Source organism: Flavobacterium noncentrifugens, assembly GCF_900100375.1.
Classification (GTDB): domain Bacteria; phylum Bacteroidota; class Bacteroidia; order Flavobacteriales; family Flavobacteriaceae; genus Flavobacterium; species Flavobacterium noncentrifugens.
Genome location: NZ_FNEZ01000003.1, coordinates 375,357 through 396,275, shown reverse-complemented (window position 1 = coordinate 396,275; position 20,919 = coordinate 375,357). Strand labels below are relative to the sequence as shown.

Here is a 20,919-nt window from a genome sequence, read left to right as displayed (position 1 = left end):
ACCAACCTTAGCTGAATTTTAAAGCTCTCTATTTTGAGGGCTTTTTTTATGGACTGCTGTCTGTCTATTTAATTCCGCATTCGTCTATTTGTAGTTTGTGCTTTTTTAGGTTTGGCTGACTTTTGCATCGGATTCAAATCCAAACCTTTAAAACTCAAAATCAACAACAATGAAAAAACTTATTTTATTATTTACGATTGGCCTTTTTGCCATTTCCTGCTCCAATGACGATGACAACAAGCCCGATGACGTAGCCACCGGCATTCCAATGCTCACCAAAGCCACAACTTACACAAACAATGTGGTAGCCAACACTTATACTTTTACTTACGACAGCAAAAAACGCATCGATAAGATCACCGTTACAGGCGAAAAGAACCGCAGCTACCTGTTTGCCTACAACCCCGATGACCAAATCAGCACGATATCTGTAATAGGCGACGACGATAGTTTTTATTCTTATACATATGATGAATTCAAACGCCTTAAAATGTACATGATTAATTTTCAGGGTGGAAATGTAACCTATGACGCCAACACCGACCTTTACACGTTCAGCAGCATTAAATTTGGGTTCGACCAGGACAACGACCTTAATCGTTACGGGCAAGGCTTATTCAACTTCGTAGCCGAAAAAAAAGGCGCGATGTACAACGCCGGGGCAAATTACCACCTGCTGGGAATATTCCTCGATCAGGTGTTTTATTTCATCGGCGGGCACAAGCAAATGGATACGGTAATACTAAACGGTGCTGTCGTATCACAATGCACCAATACGTTTTCCGACAGCGGCTATCCAATCGAAACCATTGTCAGCGGCTTGTTTGTCAACCACATTAAATACGAATACACGAACATGTAAAAAAACAACCACCAACCACAAAAGATCCGGGCCAAAAGTCCGGATTTTTTATTTATCCATCATTGCACTTATTACCACTAAGATGCAATTTTTAACCTTATCCATACAGCCACTTTTGAACTCTGCCAATCAATTCAAAAAAAATCACTAATTTTAAAAGATCACAACAATAAAAAAAATTACACATGTTACAACCAGGAGACAAAGCCCCCGAATTTAAATTATATGCCACTCCAGACCAGCGTTTTTCACTGGCCGAACTTCAGGGCAAAAACGTCATATTAGCCTTTTATCCCGCCGATTGGAGTCCGGTATGTTCTGACCAGATGGGATTATACAACAACATGCTAAAGTATTTCTCAAAATACGACGCCACCATCTTAGGCATCTCTGTCGATAGCAAATGGTGCCACCTCGCTTTCTCCAAAGACCGCGGATTGCATTTTCCCCTATTGGCCGATTTTGAACCGAAAGGCGAAGTCTCGAAAGCCTACGGTGTCTACAACGAAGAAGAAGGCGAATGCGACCGCGCACTTTTCGTCATCGACAAAGAAGGAAACATCGCCTGGAGCTACAAATCGCCAACAGCCCTGAATCCTGGTGCCGACGGAATTCTAGAAGCCCTAGAAAAACTAAACCCAAAAACCAACTAACATGAGCCAGCTCACCATCCCCATAAACGACACAGACCATTTCGAAGGCAAAGCCGACGCACCCATTACCTTAGTAGAATATGGCGATTACCAATGCCCGCACTGTGGCGCGGCCTATCCGGTGATCAAAAAGATCCAGGAAGCGTTTCCTGATCAGATCAAGTTTGTTTACCGCAACTTTCCGTTATCAGAATCGCACCCCATGGCTTTCGCTTGTGCAGTCGCTACCGAAGCAGCAGCTTTACAGGGCAAATTCTGGGAAATGCACGATATCATCTTTGAAAATCAACGTGGCTTAAGCAACGAAGCGTTGTTCAGGATGGCAGAGAAAATCAGACTCGACATCGAACAGTTCAGTAACGACATTCAGAAAGATACGCTTTCAGATAAAGTAGAAGCCGATTTCGAAAGCGGCATCCGCAGCGGTGTCAACGGAACGCCTTCCTTTTTTGTAAATGGGACGAAGTTTGACGGCGGGGCGGAAGATTTGTTTGGGATGTTTAGGGAGAACTAATCTTCAAGAAAAAAATCCGTTTAAAAAAGGTAGTAGATGGCTGCTGCCTTTTTTACCAATTTTTATTGTACTTCTATATTACTAATTTGATTTCTAAATTTTTCTCTTACAAATTTCGCAAGCTCTTTACCATTCAGTTTTTCTGAAGAAGATAAGTTTCTTATATATAGTGCTTCTGATGCCTTACCATTATCATCCTTAAGTAAAAAAACCTCTTCAGAACTTGGTTTGACTTCTATAATCAAAATATCACCTTCGTTAAATTTTAAAAATTTCTTTTTTAGTAATATTGACGAAAAGCTTTCCCCAAAATATTCCTTTAATTTTGCGTCAAAAAATTTTCCGAAGCCGTCACGATTTTGTTCCTTTTTTGCTTTGAAAGAAGAGTAATCTTGTTCTAAACCAAAAACTGTCTTATCATCTGAAACACCAATTAAAAGATGACCACCAATAGTATTAGCAAAAGCGGCGATAGTTTTTAAAGAACTGTGAATTATTGTTTTTTCTATATTAAGACCCTTAATTTCAGCAATTTTTGATTTTATCGTTTCGGGGTTGTTGCTTTTCAGCAATTCATTTTCAAGAGAACTTATTTGTTTTTGTTTTTGCTCGTCAGGTACAGGCGTTTTGAATGTCGCTTTAAATTCGATATTTTCACCCTCATCTTCCATTATACGTCCGGTCCAATACTTTCGTTCTTCATTTAATTCCCTTTGTAATTTATCTTCTTCAGTTTCGATCAATGAAAAAACTCCATCAGAAATGTATTTATTAATTCTTTTTAAATTGTTACATGAGAAATCATTATTTTCAATTGATTCCGAAACTAATAAATTATTTGATAAAGTGACTTTAGCGATTATTTTCAGCAAATCATTAGATTTATTGTTAGAATACTCTTTGACGTACTCTAATAAAGTTTGAAAAGAATCTTCACTGCATTCGTTAAATAAAGAAAGTATGCTAACAAAATATATCAATTTTTCTGTTTCAGGATAGCTTTCGATAGTTTTAGGGCTTATCTCTGCTTTAATAATATTTAATTTTTGTTTTAAAATTTCATATTTTTCAAATGAATAATTTTCAATAATCTTTTCAAGCATTAACAAGCAGTTAAAATATTCAATATAGATATTGAGTAGAAACGATCTTGAATTTTTTGTATTAGAAAAGAATTGTTTTGCTAGATTAATATAGGCGATTTTTTTTGAAATTACTTTTTGAATTGTAGCATATTTTTCAAAAATAAAACCTTTTTCAATTTCTATCAAATGTTTAATATTAAACGACTCTTTTTCAGTTGTATCACTTTCTTCAAAATTTATATTGTAATTTAGAGCTTCAATCTTAGATAAGAAATGTTGATATTCATCTCTAAAGTCGGTGAAATCAAGGTCTCTGTAGCTAAGTTCAAATTTATTGTCAGGTGTTATCCTTTTTACGACAACGGTTATGTGCTGTCTGATTTTGAAGAATTTATTCAATTGATTAAAATCCCAATAATCGTCTGAAAGTTTACTTTTATGTAATAATGCATCACCATGAATTGTAGATACAAATAATCCATATTCTGTAATAGACTTGATTTTTCCTTTTAAAATCTGATCAATTTTTAGTGACGAAATATTTAGAAGGTTTTTTGAGAAATAACTTTCATGATCTATTGATAGCTGTTCGCATATAAAATAATTAAAATCCTCAGAATAGCTAGTACAATTAACTCGGGTTATCCAATTTATATTTTCATGAAGATAATTTTTCAAGTTAACATCATTTATGAGATGGGTTGGTAGATAGCCATTGACACCCTTATACCTCACTTTAAATCCTAAATAATGTTCTTGTAAAACTTCAACTTCCAAGTAGTTGTTTGAATTAATACTTGCTTTGATCTCTTCCCAACTATCAATCCCATTCCGAATAATATTTGGATTGTCTACCAATTTAAAAGAATCAATTGCAAACTTTTGATTTTTTAGAATTGGTATTTCTAACTCTAAATCATTATAATTTTCAACAAAGTGAAAAGCATTTTGTAAAAGCTTGATTTTTACGTTTATGTCACTTTCATAATAAAGCGAATATCGGAGAATTTGAGCTTTAAAATAATTACTCTCTTCTTTTTTATTCAATGCATCCAAAATCAGAATTTGACAATATGTCCAACTCATGTACAATTCTAAATCTTGATTATCTTGGACTTTATCCAGTTTTGCAATTGAAAAATAATCTTCACTATTAAATTGCTGAAATTCTTTTTTTTTCACACCAACTGTACGTATTAATTTTTCTAAATAATATGTATGACTGGGGTTTTTTAAGTCTGTTTTTTTTAGACAATCAACAATTTTTAAAGGCTCCAATAGTTTGATGTCTGAATAATATAGTAAATAAAATATTTCTTCAATGTAATATGTTTCTTGATCGTAATAATCAGCAAACCTATTATTTTGGATTATTGGCAGAACTACTTCCAAGTGCTTTGAAGTTTGAATTTGTAGATTTACTTTTTCTTTAATTAATTTTCTTGCCGATTCACTAGGCAAAGCCCTAATAATGCCTCTTTTTAGTATCCAAGTTTCAATTTCAAAAAGCAAAGAATTTACCTCAATAGCAATTTTAAAATTTTTGCGTTTAATATTTTCAGAAAGAATATTTGGGAGTATTTTATTGCAATATGTCAAAATATAAAAACCGCTTTTTTCATCATATTGCGACTTCATTTGTTTACAATTTTTATCCTCCGAATCTAGCAATTTTGGTAGAAAGTAACTTTTATAATAGTGGTGATTATCGATAATTTCATTAAACTCAAAAAAATAGGGATCGTCGGAAATTTCTTGATTTAGAAAAACTTTAAATGTAACTTTATCAACAATACAAGAAATTTGTTCTGTAATTTTTAGGTTTATTATACTCGTTCTGTATGCTGGTACTTCGTATGTAAATCCATATTTATCTATTAACAATATTACTTTAAACAGCCGATCATCTTTTTGATATTCTTTAGAGCCAGTGATTTCGAATTTATACGATTTTCCCTTTTCATAAATCGGATGGCGTTCATCCATATTTTCCAATTTGACAATACCGTCAGCTCTTAGACCGATGACTTTACAATTTAAATCTTTAAATTTCCACAAACTTTTAGTTTGCCACTCTTTAGCACGGATTTCAATTTCATTAAAATGTATATCAGCTACAATTATTGAATTACATTTTTCCTCCCGTTTGTCTATAAAATATCCAAAATCTTTAATATCAAAAGAGAATATTTGGTTAAGTTGGTAATAGTTATTTCGCAAATCACTATTTTCTAGGATTGGATATTGTTTTATATGACGGATTATTTTACATATAAGTGTAGCTTGATTTTCTTGCCAATCAAACCCCTTAATTTTTATTTCTCCAAATGGAGTTTCAATATAAAAAAATAACAGATCATTAAACCTTTCCTTTTTTAGAATTTTATACTCAGATAATGTGCCGATTTCAAAATCTATAGCCATATATTGTTTTTATAATAATTTGCAATATATATCAAATTTATTGAAAATGTGTAGGCTATATGAATACACCTAATAAACAAAAAAAACACCGGTTCTCGCTGGTGTCAAAACCAAATTATAAAACAACCCAAATCTCCAAAATCAAACCCACAAAAAAAAGCCCCTCTAAAAAGAAAGGCTTTCCCATATACGATATAAAGTAACATCAGTTCAAAATCCTAAACCACAACGCGTGCCCAGTTCTCCCCACTCTTAATCCTGCTGATCTGCATTTCGCTCACGCCAAACTGCTTCGCCAGCATCTTCAAACGCGTCTTTCTATTCGGGTCTTTGAGTAATTTTTTAAGGTGGATCACCTTAGTAACGGTCAGCTTCGCACCATCCGACTTCAGTTTAAATTCCTTAAGTTTCCGCCTGTTTTCCGCCATCGTCGGGTTTTTATACCCATGTGCCAGCATTTCGGCATAAGTCGCCCACTTCAAATTGTTGGTGTGGTCATTGTCCTTCACATAATCAAGGTGAAGCACATAAGTCTGTTCGTCAGAATGTTTTGGGATAAAAAGCTCAGCAACCAGCCTAAAGATAAAGAAGTGCTTGTCGCGCACCTTGCCGTTTTCCCTAATCTTGTACCGAAAAGCGTTATAGCCACCCATTTTAGAACCGTTCAGCAAATTTCCCTGACGGATCTCGTCCGTAAAACTAACAAGCCTGCCGCGGTTCGAAACAGCGTAGCGGTATTTTAGAGGGTAAGGGATCAAAAACTCCTTAAACTCTTCATTTGGATAAAATCTGATCATTGTTGTGGTATTTTAATGATAACACAAAAATAACTAAAATTTCAAGCGAAACAATACCTATCAACTAATGTTCGTCATGCGAACAGCCGATTTACATCGATTTAGCTGAATTTTAGTACACATTTAACATATTATGCGGAAAAACCGTAACGAATTTAGATCGTTTTAATCGCCATGATCTTCTCTTCAAAAATTTCTTTGAATTCCGATCGGCTCCTGATCCGCGTCTTATAAGTATAAATCGTCGCCACCGAAAGTTCTAAAAAGTCCGCAATCTGATTCGAATCCTGTATCCCCAATCGGTAAAGCGCAAAGATCCGCATTTCCGTATTGAGCAATTCCCCTTTCTTAACAACCGATTTATGATCGTCCGGGAATAATCTGTTAAAGTCATTCACAAACGTCGGGAACAATTTCAAAAAGATCTCATCAAACTGGTGGTACAGGTTTTCACGTTCCTTCTTCACGTCATACTTTTTCAAACTCACCAGAATCTCATCGGTTTTCTTCGAAATCACTTTCTGTATCGTGCTTTTCTGCAGATGATCCATTTTATTGATCAGGTCAGATGTCGCCTTGATAAAGTATGCAATATATTCTTCCTTGATCGTATTGGCCTCGCTCAAACTCACGTTCATTTCCTGAAGTTGCCCGTAAGATTCCGCCATCACCTTTTTCGCAGCGTTGCGCTGTTTCAATTGGATGAAGATAATGACCAGAAATAAAATAATGATCAGTGCCAATATCGTAAGCAGGATCACAATCTTCTGAAGCGTGTCGTTCTTACTGTTCACCTTATTCAACTGCGCCTTTTCAATAATCGGAAGGATCGATGAAATCTCAATTTTCCGGTGCCGCGCATTGTAAAACGTCGCATCGTCCATCGCCAGGTTGATATACTTATTGGCTTTTTCCAGATAGCCCATCTTAAACAACTCATTCGCAAGGTTTCTAAGCGCCACCGTTTCCTTTGTAGCGTTTTTCACATCAGCAATCGCCGCAAGCGCCAGGTAATGGATCGCATTCTCGGTAAATCCGCGCTCCGAATAAATGTATCCCAGACTTGAAGTCGCAATCCCGTAATATTCCGCAGGAAGTTTGTAGTTTTTGATCCAATAATTGAAAGCAAACTCAGCGCCTTTCCAGTCCTGCTGCTTCAGCCTTTTTAAACTCTCCACCGACCAATATTCGTTCGTATTAGAATCTACCAATAACAATGCTTTCTCCAGATATAAATTCCCCGTTCGCACATAATTGATGTTGTATCGCGGATCACGCGTATAATCGGCAAGGTCATAATAAGCACGCGCCTTGATCGAATAATATTCAAACTGGTTCTTCCGGACAAGTTTCGATGCATCAATGCTGTTTAAAGTATCAATCGCCTCTTTAAACAACCCCGAAGACAACAATACAAAACCTTCCTTGATCCTGCTTTTGGCGATCATCTCCGAATCTTTCAGTAAAAAAGCCTTCGATTTCGCCTGCTCCAGATAATAATAGGCCGAATCATATTTAAACGATTTATACTCCTCAAACAACGAGATATAAGAATTGTACAAATTGCGGTCGTCCTTGCTCAGTGTGTATTTGTGGATGTTGCGGTCGATGGCCTTAATTTTCGCATACTTCTGCTGCATGTAAATGTCTTTCTTCATCAAAGCCCTGTCGAGTTCGTCAAGCACCGGATTGATGTTCTTGGCATAGATGCCTATCGTAGAAAAAATTAAAAGCAGAAAAAAAGGTAATCTTAACATTTTAGGTTATTGGTTTGAAATCGTATCACGGCCGCAAATAAAGTATTGCCGAACCATAAAAATAGCTACAAAATTTTAGAGTTGTTAAATATACTTTAAAATTTCTAATTCGATAATTTATCGTTCTTATAAATGAGTATTTCAAAAAATAATCCCTTAAATTTTCCATATTATCAGTCATTACATCGAAATAGTTACTCGATAGTGACTTGATTTTCGAATATATCTGCACTATTTAAAACCTTATGGATATGGATCTTACAGCGATTTCAAACGTTATAGTATCTTGATTTTTCGCAAACATTTTTTTTAAGACTTCTTTAACGTCTAATTTCGATTCGTTCAAATTAACGCATGCAATAACTAACAAAAACCCAAAATTTATGAAACGCAAAATTATCTGTTTGATGGCAGTGATCGGAATGCTCGCCATCGGATGCAACGACGTCGACGACGGAAACCACGTCGATCCGATCACGATCTATGAAAAGATAGGTGGCGAATGGAATCTGATGAACCTTAAAATGGTTGATGAGGTTGCAAAAGCAAATGCTATCGAACCAAACGAAGAAAACCTTAGCGGCCTTTTCAATTACGAAAACTTCAAGATCAAGCTCAACGTCGATGCAAACCACCAGCCGACCACTTATGAAGTGCTTGGAAATGTGCCGCCATTATTCGCGCTCAACGGCTACTGGCAATTAAGTTCTGCCTTTGCACAACCAAACGCACAGGCCGTCCGCATCCTTTTATATAGCGACGCCCAGAAAACACAGCAAACTGATGAACTCAGGCTGACTTCTGTTCCCGGAACCAAACGCGAAATGGAAATCCAGCTTGTAAGGACTTCCGGCGGAACACCGTTTATTACTTACATCTTCAAATTGGGGCAAAATTAATCAACAAACAAACATGAAAAAATTTATACACCTTATTGTATTCGCCCTGATGCTGCTGCCAAATTTTATGTCAGCACAGGAAGAAGTGGGTACGCCAAATAAAATCTGGTCCTATCCTGTCGTTTACAAATACGACGAACAGGTAACCTGGTATTTCGATCTCTCCACAACGACTTTTGCCGCAGGCGAAGACATTTATTTATGGATCTGGTCGCCATCTGAACCGGATGCAGGAAACTGGGAAAACTCTTCTGATTTCGCAAAACTGACTTACGTAAGCGATAAAACCTGGAAGTTTACGCTTACGCCAACGCTTTACTTCTCAAAAACGCCTGCAGAAATTGCGGCAAGCGCAGGTTTCTGGTGCCGATTGAAAGACAAAACCGGAACCAAGCAGTCTGTGGTAACGCAAATTGCCTACACTGACTTTTCTACTTTCTACACGGCAAACGAAGTCATCCGTTCATATCCGTCAAGGGTGAGTTTAAATGACGGGATCAGTATTTTGTTCAACTCCAATCTCGTTCCGGGTTTTGATACCGCAACCAGCGTACATTTCCATAGCGGAATGAACAATTGGGCGGTAAAACAGGAATACCAGGCATGGCTTCCGGAAATCGTAGAAAAAACCAAACTTAAAAATATGGGTGACGGATTTTATAAGATGGATCTGATCCCGTCGCAGTATTATCCTGACATTCCCGACGGATTCATCATGACAAACCTTGTGTTCTTAATGGTTAAAGATGAGTGGGCAGCAACAACTCCTGACCAGGTGATAAATGCCGCTGATTATGTTCCGCCACCAGATCCTGTTTTCAGCTTTTTCCCGTTGCAATTGAGTAAAAAAGACTTTCTCGGGATCATCAGGAAAAATAATGAAACCGGCGTAAACAAACTAATTTATACCATTACCGCCGGAACCGTTACGCTCACGGGCGAATTTACCGGAACGGTAAGCGAGATCAAAGGTTTTGTCAATCTGGTAACGCCTCTGCAAAATGTCAATGTTACAGAAATCCATGCATTGATCAAAGACAACAATGGGCGCACCATTTCAGATACGAACATTCCGCTGAAAACGGTCGATTAATCAAATCCTCAATTAAACACACATTCTGATGAATAGTAAACATACAAATACACATCCGGAATCATCCCGGAGCACTACGTTCATAATGTTCCTGATCTTCCTGCTTTTTTTAACAGCCGGAATGTACGCCCAGCAAAAAAAGCTTGTCACAGGAACCATTTATGACAATACCAGCATTGCATTGCCCGGCGTGACGATTCTTGAAGTCGGCACACAAAAAGCAACAACGACAGATGCTGATGGTAAATTTACGTTTGAAGCTACTGTTGGCGGCACTTTGCAGATTTCTTTCATTGGTTACACCACACAAAATGTAAAGGTAGATGCCAATACGAAAAACATCGACGTCAAACTCGTCGAAAGCGCGTTCATGCTTGATGCAGTCGAACTGGTTTCTGTTGGATACGGAACGATGAGAAAATCCGATTTAACCGGAGCGATCTCTACTGTAAAAGGCGATGATCTTGTCAAAGGCGTAATTTCTTCTACAGAGCAGGCATTGCAAGGAAAAGTGGCCGGATTAACGGTACTTCAAAGCAGCGGAGACCCAAGCAGCGGATCAACCTTGCGTTTGCGTGGCGGAACTTCATTGACAGCAAGCAACAGCCCATTAATTGTTGTTGACGGAATTGCAGGTGTTGATATCAATGTCGTTCAAGCGTCAGATATCAAATCGGTTGATGTATTGAAAGATGCTTCAGCAACAGCGATTTACGGTTCAAGAGGTGCGAATGGTGTCATCATCATCACCACCAAAGGCGGCTCAAAAGCAACCACGATTACATATAACGGTTACACCGGAGTTTCCGAAGCTTCAAACCAATTAGACATGCTTTCAGCAGATCAGTGGCGTGGTTACGTACGTGCAAACAACTTAACAGATGCGATCGATTACGGTGGAAATACCGATTGGCAAAAGGAATTGTACCGAAAAGCTTACACGCAATCACATACTTTAAGTATTTCTACAGGTGGCGAGCAAAGCGGAATCCGTACTTCATTGTCTTATTTAAAAAATGAAGGTGTGGTAAAAACAACGCAATTGGAACGTTTGAGCGCCAATGTTAGCGGATACCAATATGCATTAGATAAAGCATTGAAATTTGATACTGGGATTTTCGCAAATATCGACAAATGGCATCCGTTGGATTACAGGATCTTCGAAAGGTCTTTCAACTTAAATCCAACGATTCCGGTGCGCAATACCAACGGTTCATTCACAGAAGTGGGCGGAACTTTAAACGAAAACCCGGTCGAAATCTTAACCGACCGCGATACCCAAAACGAACGCCACAGGATCTTAGGCTACTTCAAAACCGAAGCAAAATTATACAAAGACCTTCAGGCTGTCGTGAATTTGTCACTGGAACACAACGCCACACAGGGCAATACTTACAAGCCTTCTTTTGCAGTGCTTGAAGGGCGAACTGAGAATGGCTACGCACAAAAAACCTACGGAGAATATACAAATGCACAGGTGGAAGCATATTTAAACTACAACAAAACTTTCGGAAGGCACAATCTGAGTTTGCTTGCAGGGTATTCTTACCTTGAAAATATCTACAAAGGTTTTGGTGCGCAAAGAAGCGGGTTTGAAACAGATCTTTTCGGATACAACAACTTAGGCGCTGGTTACAATTACAGGCTTGGAGACGTGTATTCTTACAAAGGAAAATCAAACTTGGTTTCATTTTTCGGACGTGCAAATTATTCATTCGACAGCAAATACATGCTGACAGGAACTTTACGCCGCGACGGATCAAGCCGTTTCGGGGCAAACAACAAATGGGGACTTTTCCCATCGGCTTCAGCTGCATGGAAAATCACAGGTGAGGAATTCATGAAGCCAACAGAAAACTGGCTGACCAACTTAAAATTGCGCGTAGGTTATGGCGTGACAGGAAACCAGGACGGAATCGGGGAGTACAAATCGCTTTCGATCTTAGGCGTGGGCCAGGACAGTTATTACGATCCGTCAACAGGAACCTGGAGTTTGGCTTATTCGCCAACGCAAAATCCAAACCCTGATCTGAAATGGGAATCTACAAGACAAACCAACATCGGGCTTGACTTTAGTTTATTCAACCGCGTTACCGGTTCGATCGAATGGTACGACAAACAAACTAAAGATTTATTGTATACTTATCAAGTGCCGCAACCGCCATATTTAGTGGGAACTATGCTTGCAAACGTTGGCGATTTGTCTAATAAAGGACTTGAGGTAACGCTGAACGCCGATATCATCCGCGGGGATAAATTTACCTGGGATGTGAATGTGACGTTTGCAAAAAACAAGCAGAAAATCACGAAATTATCGAATCAGTCATATAAAACGGAAACGATCCAGAGCGGTTCATTACATGGACTTTCTGGAATGTCAAACACTTTTTCACAAATCATTGGTGAAGGTTATGCTGTTGGTACTTTCTGGGGACGCGAATATCAGGGATTAAACGAAAAAGGAGAATTTATCCTGAGCGAAGACGAAAAAGAAATTGGAAATGCACAGCCGGATTTTACAGCCGGACTCGGAATGAACTTCGCCTACAAAAACTTCGATCTTGGATTTACAGGTTACGGGATTTTTGGACAGGATGTTTTGAACGCCACCGCGATGATGCTAAACGATCCAAACAGGATGCCGTCATACAACATCCAGGATGATTTCGTAGGCAGCCCGATCAAATCGGCGCCAACCTATTCAAGCTACTGGATTGAAGATGCTTCGTTCTTCAGATTGCAGACTGCGACAATCGGTTACACGATTCCGTTCAAAGAAAGCAAAGCCAAATTGAGGGTGTTTGTCTTGGGCCAGAACCTTTTCGTAATCACAGGTTACAATGGCGTCGATCCTGAGATCAACAACACCGCAAATGCATCTGATACTCCGGGATTCTCAGACAGGTTAAGCCCTGGAATCGACAGGTTTAACAACTACCCAAGGCCAAGAACCATTTCATTGGGTCTAAACTTTACACTTGGAAACTAAATTATAACTATAAAATAAAGAAAATGAAAGTCAAAATAATAGCTGCAATACTTTTTAGCACGCTTTTTACTTTTTCCTGTACAGATTTGAGCGAAGATCTATACGACAAAGTAGCAGACGACAATTTTGGAAATACGCCCAATGAAATTGATGCCCTTGTGGGCGGCGCTTATTCTTCGTTAAGAGGTTTCAGTGATGCAATTTCGAATGCGTATCCAACGTGTGAATATGTGTTTTTCCTGAATGAAGTGGCGTCTGATGAAGCTACGATCCCAACAAGGGGAACCGATTGGTATGACGGCGGACGTTACCAGGATGTGCAAAGGCACCAATGGAAAGCCGACAACGGAATGATCTTATCAGCCTGGCGTTACTGCTACGCAGGGATTTCTAAAGTGAATTCGATCATCTATCAAGTCGACAAATCGGGTTTAACCCCGGAAGCAAAAGCGCCGATTTATGCCGAATTAAAAGCGATCCGTGCATATTACTATTACCAATTGCTCGACATGTTCGGGAATGTGCCGATCGTAACAAACTTTGAAGACCAATCCTTGCCTTCAAACTCAACGCGCCGCCAGGTTTATGATTTCGTAGAATCGGAATTGCTTGCTGCTTTGCCGCATCTTAAATCGAATATCGTATATTCTAAAATGACGCAAAATGTGGCGTATTCTTTATTGGCAAGATTGTACATCAACTCCGAGGCATTCATCGGAACGCCGCGTTGGCAGGATTGCATCGACATGTGCCAGAATGTTCAGGGACATACATTAACTGCAGATTACTTTGCGAATTTTGCGACGCAGAATCAAACTTCAAATGAAATTATTTTCTCCATTCCTTACGATTCAAAAGCGGGAACTTTAGGAAATTACATGTCATCAATGAGTGCGCATTATTTGCACCGTTTCACCATTTCGCCAACAGGTGATTATCCTTGGAGCGGAAACGGAATGAGCGCGCAGCCAGGTGTTTATTCTTCATTTGCTGAAAACGATAAAAGAAGAAAAGGCATGTTAATTGGCGACCAGATCAACCTTGGAACAGGTTCTGTAATTATTATGGACAGTGGAGAACCGTTGACTTATACAGAAGATATCGTGAATTTTACAGATGCAAAACAAAACGAAGGCGTTCGTCTGGCAAAATACGAAATGAAAGCCGGGGAATCCTGGGAACGCGACCACGATTTCGTCCTGATCCGTTATTCAGAGATCCTGATGATGCAGGCAGAATGCTACGTTCGTTTGGGTTCGCCAACATTGGCAACGCCATTCCTCCAGCAAATCACGGCCCGCGCAGGAACTGAAATGCCTGCAACCATCGATCTTGATTTCATCAACAAAGAATCCCTTCGTGAATTTACATTCGAAGGAACGAGAAGAACTACAAACATCCGTTTTGGAACGTTCTTCCAGCCTTGGTGGGAAAAAGGATCAACACCGGCTTATCGCGGAATTTACCCAATTCCGGCTACCGTATTGGCCACAAATTCAAATTTGCACCAAAATCCGCAATATTAGTTGTTAAATGCCGGTCTTCCATGTTGAGTTAGTCGCGGAAGGCTGGCATTTTTTATATCTTAGCCTTTAATCCAATACCATGAAAAAATATCTCATTCCGCTTTTTGCAATTGTCCTCAGTGTTTCATTTGCATTTGGATGCAGCGACGACAGTTCAAATCCTGATCCTTCAGTAACCGAGCCAGTTGTTCCTCCTGTTGCAGAAGTTCTTAATCCTATTCCGGCTGCCAAAACCAATGCAACAAAGATCTATATGCATTACATGCCGTGGTTTGAAACCAATGAAAGCAGTTCTGACGGACAATGGGGCTACCATTGGAAAATGAACAATAAAAACCCGAATATTATCGATGCCAACGGGCACAGGCAAATCGCGTCGCATTATTATCCGCTGATCGGCCCATACCACTCAGGCGATAAGGAAGTGATCGAAAACCATTTGCTGATGATGAAATATTCCGGTGTAGATGGGATTTTAATCGATTGGTACGGAACTTACAATTTGAATGATTACCGCTCGAACAAAGAAAATGCAGAACAATTTATCGCGATGATTGAAAAAGTCGGACTCGAATATGCCATCGTTTACGAAGACAGATTCTTGCCGAATATCGTTAACGCCGGGCTTGCGCCGACAAATGCCGCTGCCGCAAAGGTCGATATGAATTACATGCAGGCCAATTATTTCAACGATGCGAATTACATAAAAATCAACAACAAACCTTTATTAATGTGTTTTGGCCCGATTTCGTTGTCGACACCTGCACAATGGACAACCGCTTTCGCAGATTTGACTACGAAACCAACCTTTCTGACGCTTTGGTATGAATCTGCCGATGCCGGAATGAATGCTTCGGGCGAATATTCATGGGTATATCAAGACAATACACACCTTACAAGTTTTTATAACACGCGTGTTCCAAGTCTTGGTGTTTCGATGGGAAGCGCTTATCCGGGTTTCAATGATTTTTATGATGAAGGTGGCGCGCCAGCCGGGATTAACTGGACGATCAATCACAACAACGGAGCGACTTTAGATGCAACATTGGCAATGGCGCAAAATGCACACGTCAATTATTTGCAGCTCATAACATGGAATGACTTTGGCGAAGGCACGATGATCGAGCCAACAGTTGAGACAGGCTATACTTACGTACAGAAAGTAAAAACATTTGCCGGGGTTCAAAACCAAACAGATGTTTTTCCATCTATCAGCAAAATGTTTAATTTAAGAAGACAATACAAAACCAACACAGCCATTCAGGCAAAACTTGATGTCATCTTTGGCTATTTTGTGTCGATGCAGCCTGAAAAAGCGATCACGGCCCTGAATGAAATCCAATAAGCGTTAACCTCCAAAATTAAAGAATGAAAAATTTAAAATTCAGTTTCAGTGCGATAGCGCTTGTCTTGCTATTGTCCTGTAATGCCCAAAAAGCCTATACTGTAAAATCTCCAGGAAAAAATAATGAGCTTATTTTTGAGCTTACGAAATCGGGGCAGCCGCAATACAAATTCACATCAAACGGAAAATCTGTGATCGAACCGTCATTATTGGGTTTTGAATTTCAGGACATCAAAAAAATGACTGACGGATTCAAAGTTGTAAATGCCGAACAAACCACTGCCGATCAAACCTGGGAACAGCCCTGGGGCGAATTTAGGAAAGTCAGGGATCATCACAACCAGCTTATCATTCACCTGAAGGAGTCGGGTGGCGAGAACCGGCTGGTTGACCTGATCTTTCGCGTGTTTGATGACGGATTGGGTTTCCGGTATTCATTTCCGCAACAGCCAAATCTCAAGAAAGTCAAAATCTCGAATGAAATCACGCAGTTTACTTTTTCGGATGACAACGATGTTTGGTGGATTCCGGTACATGCTGAAAACAGCTATTATGAAAGCTTTTACAGAAAAACACCAATCAGCAAAACAGATACGATCAACACGCCGGCGACTTTTGAAACCAAAAACAAATTGTTCGTTGCTATCCACGAAGCTGATTTAACCGATTTTGCATCCATGACTTTATCAAAATCCGGCAATAAGCAATACAAAAGCGAACTCGTACCCTGGAAAGACGGCGTAAAAGTATATGCCGAAGCGCCTTTTCAAACGCCATGGAGAACCATTATTATTGGTGAAAAACCCGGAGATCTGGCCACTTCAACACTCATGCTGAATTTAAATGAACCATCAAAAATCAAAGATGCTTCTTGGATCGCACCTTCAAAATATATTGGGATCTGGTGGGGCATGCACCTCGAAAAATACACTTGGGGACAAGGCCCGAAACACGGCGCAACGACTGAAAATACGAAAAAATACATCGATTTTGCTGCCAAAAACAAACTAGACGGCGTTTTAGTAGAAGGCTGGAATGTAGGCTGGGATGGCGATTGGACTGCTGATGGATCTGCGTTCAGCTTTACAAAACCGTATCCTGATTTTGACATTGTGGAAATTGGGAAATATGCCGCAATGAAAAATGTGCGTTTGATCGGGCATCATGAAACTGCAGGCGCAACCAAACATTATGAAAGCGAACTCGAAGAGGCGTTCAAATTGTACAATAAAATCGGTGTGAACACGGTAAAAACGGGCTACGTTAATAAATATCTTGACAAAAAAGAATGGCATGACAGCCAATACGGCGTACGCCATTACCGAAAAGTGATCGAAACTGCTGCGAAATACCACATCATGATCGACAACCATGAACCTGTAAAAGGAACTGGCTTGCAGCGCACTTATCCAAACTTTATGTCACAGGAAGGCGGCCGCGGACAGGAATACAACGCCTGGTCGGCAGATGGCGGAAACACACCGGAACACTTAACATTACTGCCATTTACCAGAATGCTTTCCGGTCCGTTCGATTATACGCCGGGAAATTTCGACTTCGATTACAAAACACCACAGGGCGCAAAAGTGCAAACGACTTTGGCAAACCAACTCGCTTTGTATGTGATTATTTTCAGTCCACTGCAAATGGCTTCGGACCTGCCTGAAAATTATGAAGGAAAGCGAGAATTCGAATTCGTAAAAGAAGTGCCTTGCATCTGGTCGGAAACAAAAGTACTCGATTCAAAAATGGGCGAATACACTACCATCGCACGTAAAGACTGGAACGGAAAAAACTGGTATTTGGGTTCAATTACAAATAAAGATTCACGTGATCTAAGTGTGCCGTTGTCATTCCTTGATTCCGGAAAAACATACACCGCAGAAATTTATGCCGATGGAGCAGGAGCAGATTACAAAACCAATCCTTATCCAGTTACAATTACTAAACAAACCGTTACAAGCGCATCGGTTTTAAACCTGAAACTTGCGCCAGGTGGCGGAACGGCTGTTAAATTTACATTGAACAATTAATTAAAGAAAAAAACCAACCAACCACATTTCATTTTGTTTTCTGTGTGAAAAGCCATTTTCTTTTTAGATCATGGCTTTTCTTTTTGGACGAATTCTGGTTTCGGAATGGTTTCAGCAGCGGGAACAACCGGTGGATTGTCTTCGTCGCCAAGCACCATTCCCCAAGGTTTCATTCCGTCCACACGGTCAAAAATGACTTTAAAAATGGCAATCACGGGAATTGATAAGAACATTCCTGAAATGCCCCAGACCATTTCGCCAATGACAAGTCCGAGCAACGCGGCAAGCGGATTGATCTTGACTTTTGATCCAACAATCTTCGGCATGATGTAATTGCTGTCTACCAAATGAATGGCGATAACCGACATCAATACGAACAAAACATCGGTCGTTCCCATTGTTGCAAAAGTGATCAAAGTGCTTAACAACAAGGCCGTGAAAATCCCGATATACGGAATTACATTAAAAATCCCGGTAATTAATCCGAGTAAAAAAGCATATTTGATCCCGATGATCTCAAACGCAGCACAAGCCAATATTGTAACGATCAGCATCTGTGTAAACAAACCGACAATGTATTTTTTTACGATGTACCTGATTTGGTTCACCGCGTCATAAACGATGATCGTATGCTCGTCGCGAAACAGTGAAATGATAAACCGAAGCAGTAATTTGCGGTGAAGCAACATGAAAAAAGTATACAAAAAGGTGAATACCAAAAACAGCATCAGCGACGAAACCGACAATAAGGTGTGTCCGAGCAATGTTGTTCCCGTACTCAAAGCGTCTGTCGCCGCACTGTCGATATAACTGAGTTGTTGCGTATTATTGATATGAAAGGTACGCGAAATCCAATCCTGAATTTCTTTGCTTGCGACCAATAATTGTTGTTTAAATGCCGGAATGTCCTGTGTCAAAGCGCTCAATTGGCTCAATAGCAAAGAAACCAAACCCGAAATAATGACAATCAATCCAAGCAGCACAACTATTGAAGATATCGAACGGCTGAATTTAAAACGCTGTTCCAAAAAGTTTGCGACCGGCAAAAGCAACAATGAAAAAAGCAGCGCAAACAGCAGCGGTGCCAATATGGTTTGCCCGATGATCGCAATGTAAAACAGGCAGATCATGCCCACCAATATATGCGCGAGCCGGGTGTAAAAGGGAGTAGTTTGCACCATTTTATGAAATTTGGAGTGTTAAGGTACGATATTATGGATTAAATCCAATATTCCGTCGACATCCAGAATATAATCGGGAACCATGTTCTGGATAGCGCTGTTTGGCATGTATGACATGGATGCAGATTCAGGTTTTTGGATGACAACCATTCCACCGGCATTTTTTATGGCGATTGCGCCGTTTGTGCCGTCAGAATTTGCGCCCGATAAAAGAATTGCCGTAAGCCGGCTGCCATAAATTTCTGCGGCAGATTCAAATGAAACGTCGATGCTTGGACGGCTAAAATTGATCTTTTCAGAAGCATCAAGAGATAAAATGTCGTCTTTTTCAAATAACAAATGGTAATCGGATGGCGCAATGCAGATCGAACCTGGAACCAACGGTGTTTTGTCATCGACTTCCATTACCGGAATAGTTGTTTTTGCGGCGATCAACTCTTCGAGCATCGAATCGTCCCCGGCTTTTCGGTGCAATACGATCACGAGCGCAAAAGGGATTGCTGTCAGTTGCGGAAGGATGCGGATTAAAACCTCTAGGCTTCCCGCCGATCCACCAATGATCAGTACTTTAAAATTATTATTTACCGCAGCTTCTTCCATATTTTTTCTTTGTTAAGCTGCGAGTATTTGGTCTGCAAAGCCGAAAATTTGATGGTTTCTTTTGTGCCTAAGGCGAGATAACCCAATTTCGAAAGGCTGCCGTCAAACAGTTCGAGCGCGCGCTCCTGCAGATCTTTGTCGAAATAAATCATGACATTTCTGCAAAGAATAATGTCAAATTCATTAAATGATCGGTCGGAAACCAGGTTGTGCTGGGAAAAAACCATGCGTTCGATGAGGTCTTCTCCAAATTTTGCCGATCCGTAATTCGCAATGTAATAGCGGGAAAAATCTTCTTTTCCCCCTGAAGCAATGTAATTTTCAGAATATTGCTTGATCATCCGTAAAGGAAAGACCCCTTTTTTAGCGAGTTCCAGAACAGCCGGGCTAATATCTGTTGCATACAATAATGATTTATGAAGAAGGTTTGCTTCTTTGAGCATAATCGCCATCGAAAAAACTTCTTCGCCCGTAGAGCAGCCTGCATGCCAGATCCTGATGAAGGGTTTGGTTGCCAATACCGGTAAAATTTCTGTTCGCAACACTTTATAAAACAACGGATCGCGGAACATTTCTGTCACATTGACCGTAATTTCCTCCACCATGCGTTTGAAATATTCGGGGTCGGTCCTGATTTTAGACAGGAAAACCGGAAAGCTTTTAAAGCCGTCCAGTTGAAACAAACGGTCGACGCGCCTTTTAAACGATGCCATCGAATAGCTGCTGAAATCAAAGCCGTAATATTCATATACGTCATTGATCAATACTTCTAATTCCTGGTCGCTGATGATCATTTTAAATGTTTTTTAAAAGTTCCAGTAAACGATCCACATTGACCGGTTTGGAGATATAACCGTCGGCTCCGGCCTCGAGGCATTTCTCGCGATCGCCCACCATTGCCTGTGCCGTAACTGAAATCACGAGTGTTTTTTTTCGATCTGGAATTTGTTTGATGAGTGGAATGGCTTCGTAACCATCCATATCGGGCATCATCATATCGATCAAAATACAATCGATTTTCTCGTCGCTTTTGAGAATTTTCAAGGCTTCCTCAGCACTTAAACACGACATGCATTCGAAACTGCGCGCGCGCAATACTGCCGATAAAGCAAAAATATTCCGGGCGTCGTCATCAACAATCAGGATCTTTTTTTTGTCCAT

At 39.8% G+C, this 20,919-nt stretch carries 16 protein-coding genes; 9 read left to right on the top strand and 7 right to left on the bottom strand.

Annotation, left to right across the window (positions count from 1 at the left end; genetic code table 11):
• The first annotated feature begins 169 nt into the window (after nt 1-169).
• The 3 genes from BLS32_RS11345 (at nt 170) to BLS32_RS11335 (ending at nt 2,029) form a co-directional block, all read left to right on the top strand.
• Nucleotides 170-862, top strand: coding sequence for a hypothetical protein (locus BLS32_RS11345; protein WP_091395665.1), 693 nt, complete (start codon nt 170-172; stop codon nt 860-862).
• Between the two features lie 185 nt (nt 863-1,047).
• A complete protein-coding gene (locus BLS32_RS11340) occupies nt 1,048-1,515 on the top strand; it encodes a redoxin domain-containing protein (protein WP_091395663.1) in 468 nt (155 codons plus the stop codon).
• A 1-nt stretch (nt 1,516) separates the two neighbouring features.
• Nucleotides 1,517-2,029: a DsbA family protein gene (locus BLS32_RS11335; protein ID WP_091395660.1), complete on the top strand. Its 513-nt coding sequence runs from the start codon at nt 1,517-1,519 to the stop codon at nt 2,027-2,029.
• Nucleotides 2,030-2,091: 62 nt separating this feature from the next.
• Here BLS32_RS11335 and BLS32_RS11330 read toward each other — a convergent pair whose 3' ends face one another.
• The 3 genes from BLS32_RS11330 to BLS32_RS11320 form a co-directional block, all read right to left on the bottom strand.
• Nucleotides 2,092-5,538, bottom strand: coding sequence for an RNA-binding domain-containing protein (locus BLS32_RS11330; RefSeq protein ID WP_091395657.1), 3,447 nt, complete (start codon nt 5,536-5,538; stop codon nt 2,092-2,094).
• 218 nt (nt 5,539-5,756) lie between these two features.
• Nucleotides 5,757-6,335: a hypothetical protein gene (locus tag BLS32_RS11325; RefSeq protein WP_091395654.1), complete on the bottom strand. Its 579-nt coding sequence runs from the start codon at nt 6,333-6,335 to the stop codon at nt 5,757-5,759.
• A 155-nt stretch (nt 6,336-6,490) separates the two neighbouring features.
• Nucleotides 6,491-8,092: a DUF6377 domain-containing protein gene (locus BLS32_RS11320; RefSeq protein WP_091395652.1), complete on the bottom strand. Its 1,602-nt coding sequence runs from the start codon at nt 8,090-8,092 to the stop codon at nt 6,491-6,493.
• Between the two features lie 383 nt (nt 8,093-8,475).
• Between BLS32_RS11320 and BLS32_RS11315 the strand changes: the two genes are divergently transcribed.
• The 6 genes from BLS32_RS11315 to BLS32_RS11290 all read left to right on the top strand — a co-directional run bounded on the left by BLS32_RS11315 (nt 8,476) and on the right by BLS32_RS11290 (nt 17,977).
• Entirely contained in the window at nt 8,476-8,991 is a 516-nt protein-coding gene (locus tag BLS32_RS11315) for a DUF5004 domain-containing protein (RefSeq protein ID WP_091395649.1), read from the top strand.
• A gap of 13 nt (nt 8,992-9,004) precedes the next feature.
• A complete protein-coding gene (locus tag BLS32_RS11310; RefSeq protein WP_091395645.1) occupies nt 9,005-10,084 on the top strand; it encodes a hypothetical protein in 1,080 nt (359 codons plus the stop codon).
• 28 nt (nt 10,085-10,112) lie between these two features.
• Nucleotides 10,113-13,073 (top strand): SusC/RagA family TonB-linked outer membrane protein, encoded by a 2,961-nt coding sequence (locus tag BLS32_RS11305; protein WP_091395642.1) that lies wholly within the window; start codon nt 10,113-10,115, stop codon nt 13,071-13,073.
• A 23-nt stretch (nt 13,074-13,096) separates the two neighbouring features.
• The gene (locus BLS32_RS11300; RefSeq protein ID WP_091395639.1) at nt 13,097-14,599 is read left to right on the top strand and encodes a RagB/SusD family nutrient uptake outer membrane protein; all 1,503 of its coding nucleotides are present in this window, start codon (nt 13,097-13,099) and stop codon (nt 14,597-14,599) included.
• A gap of 79 nt (nt 14,600-14,678) precedes the next feature.
• Nucleotides 14,679-15,944: a glycoside hydrolase family 99 protein gene (locus BLS32_RS11295; protein WP_091395636.1), complete on the top strand. Its 1,266-nt coding sequence runs from the start codon at nt 14,679-14,681 to the stop codon at nt 15,942-15,944.
• A gap of 23 nt (nt 15,945-15,967) precedes the next feature.
• Nucleotides 15,968-17,977 carry a glycoside hydrolase family 97 protein gene (locus BLS32_RS11290; RefSeq protein WP_091395633.1) on the top strand — a complete coding sequence of 670 codons (2,010 nt, stop codon included), beginning with the start codon at nt 15,968-15,970 and terminating at the stop codon, nt 17,975-17,977.
• 68 nt (nt 17,978-18,045) lie between these two features.
• Here the strand turns inward: BLS32_RS11290 and BLS32_RS11285 are convergent, their stop codons facing one another.
• Genes BLS32_RS11285 through BLS32_RS11270 form a run of 4 tightly spaced genes read right to left on the bottom strand, consistent with a single transcriptional unit; the run spans nt 18,046 to nt 20,919 of the window.
• Complete coding sequence (locus BLS32_RS11285; RefSeq protein WP_091395630.1) at nt 18,046-19,158, bottom strand: AI-2E family transporter; 1,113 nt, start codon at nt 19,156-19,158, stop codon at nt 18,046-18,048.
• 18 nt (nt 19,159-19,176) lie between these two features.
• Complete coding sequence (locus BLS32_RS11280; protein ID WP_091395628.1) at nt 19,177-19,758, bottom strand: chemotaxis protein CheB; 582 nt, start codon at nt 19,756-19,758, stop codon at nt 19,177-19,179.
• Nucleotides 19,740-20,552: a CheR family methyltransferase gene (locus BLS32_RS11275; RefSeq protein ID WP_307725618.1), complete on the bottom strand. Its 813-nt coding sequence runs from the start codon at nt 20,550-20,552 to the stop codon at nt 19,740-19,742. Before BLS32_RS11275 ends, BLS32_RS11280 begins: the two co-directional genes overlap by 19 nt.
• A gap of 1 nt (nt 20,553) precedes the next feature.
• A complete protein-coding gene (locus tag BLS32_RS11270) occupies nt 20,554-20,919 on the bottom strand; it encodes a response regulator (RefSeq protein WP_091395626.1) in 366 nt (121 codons plus the stop codon).

Excerpts from the sequence above, each read along its gene's own strand:
- BLS32_RS11345 (WP_091395665.1), top strand. The coding sequence starts at position 170 with ATGAAAAAACTTATTTTATTATTTACGATTGGCCTTTTTGCCATTTCC.
- BLS32_RS11340 (WP_091395663.1), top strand. The coding sequence starts at position 1,048 with ATGTTACAACCAGGAGACAAAGCCCCCGAATTTAAATTATATGCCACT.
- BLS32_RS11335 (WP_091395660.1), top strand. The coding sequence starts at position 1,517 with ATGAGCCAGCTCACCATCCCCATAAACGACACAGACCATTTCGAAGGC.
- BLS32_RS11330 (WP_091395657.1), bottom strand. The coding sequence starts at position 5,538 with ATGGCTATAGATTTTGAAATCGGCACATTATCTGAGTATAAAATTCTA.
- BLS32_RS11325 (WP_091395654.1), bottom strand. The coding sequence starts at position 6,335 with ATGATCAGATTTTATCCAAATGAAGAGTTTAAGGAGTTTTTGATCCCT.
- BLS32_RS11320 (WP_091395652.1), bottom strand. The coding sequence starts at position 8,092 with ATGTTAAGATTACCTTTTTTTCTGCTTTTAATTTTTTCTACGATAGGC.
- BLS32_RS11315 (WP_091395649.1), top strand. The coding sequence starts at position 8,476 with ATGAAACGCAAAATTATCTGTTTGATGGCAGTGATCGGAATGCTCGCC.
- BLS32_RS11310 (WP_091395645.1), top strand. The coding sequence starts at position 9,005 with ATGAAAAAATTTATACACCTTATTGTATTCGCCCTGATGCTGCTGCCA.
- BLS32_RS11305 (WP_091395642.1), top strand. The coding sequence starts at position 10,113 with ATGAATAGTAAACATACAAATACACATCCGGAATCATCCCGGAGCACT.
- BLS32_RS11300 (WP_091395639.1), top strand. The coding sequence starts at position 13,097 with ATGAAAGTCAAAATAATAGCTGCAATACTTTTTAGCACGCTTTTTACT.
- BLS32_RS11295 (WP_091395636.1), top strand. The coding sequence starts at position 14,679 with ATGAAAAAATATCTCATTCCGCTTTTTGCAATTGTCCTCAGTGTTTCA.
- BLS32_RS11290 (WP_091395633.1), top strand. The coding sequence starts at position 15,968 with ATGAAAAATTTAAAATTCAGTTTCAGTGCGATAGCGCTTGTCTTGCTA.
- BLS32_RS11285 (WP_091395630.1), bottom strand. The coding sequence starts at position 19,158 with ATGGTGCAAACTACTCCCTTTTACACCCGGCTCGCGCATATATTGGTG.
- BLS32_RS11280 (WP_091395628.1), bottom strand. The coding sequence starts at position 19,758 with ATGGAAGAAGCTGCGGTAAATAATAATTTTAAAGTACTGATCATTGGT.
- BLS32_RS11275 (WP_307725618.1), bottom strand. The coding sequence starts at position 20,552 with ATGATCATCAGCGACCAGGAATTAGAAGTATTGATCAATGACGTATAT.
- BLS32_RS11270 (WP_091395626.1), bottom strand. The coding sequence starts at position 20,919 with ATGGACAAAAAAAAGATCCTGATTGTTGATGACGACGCCCGGAATATT.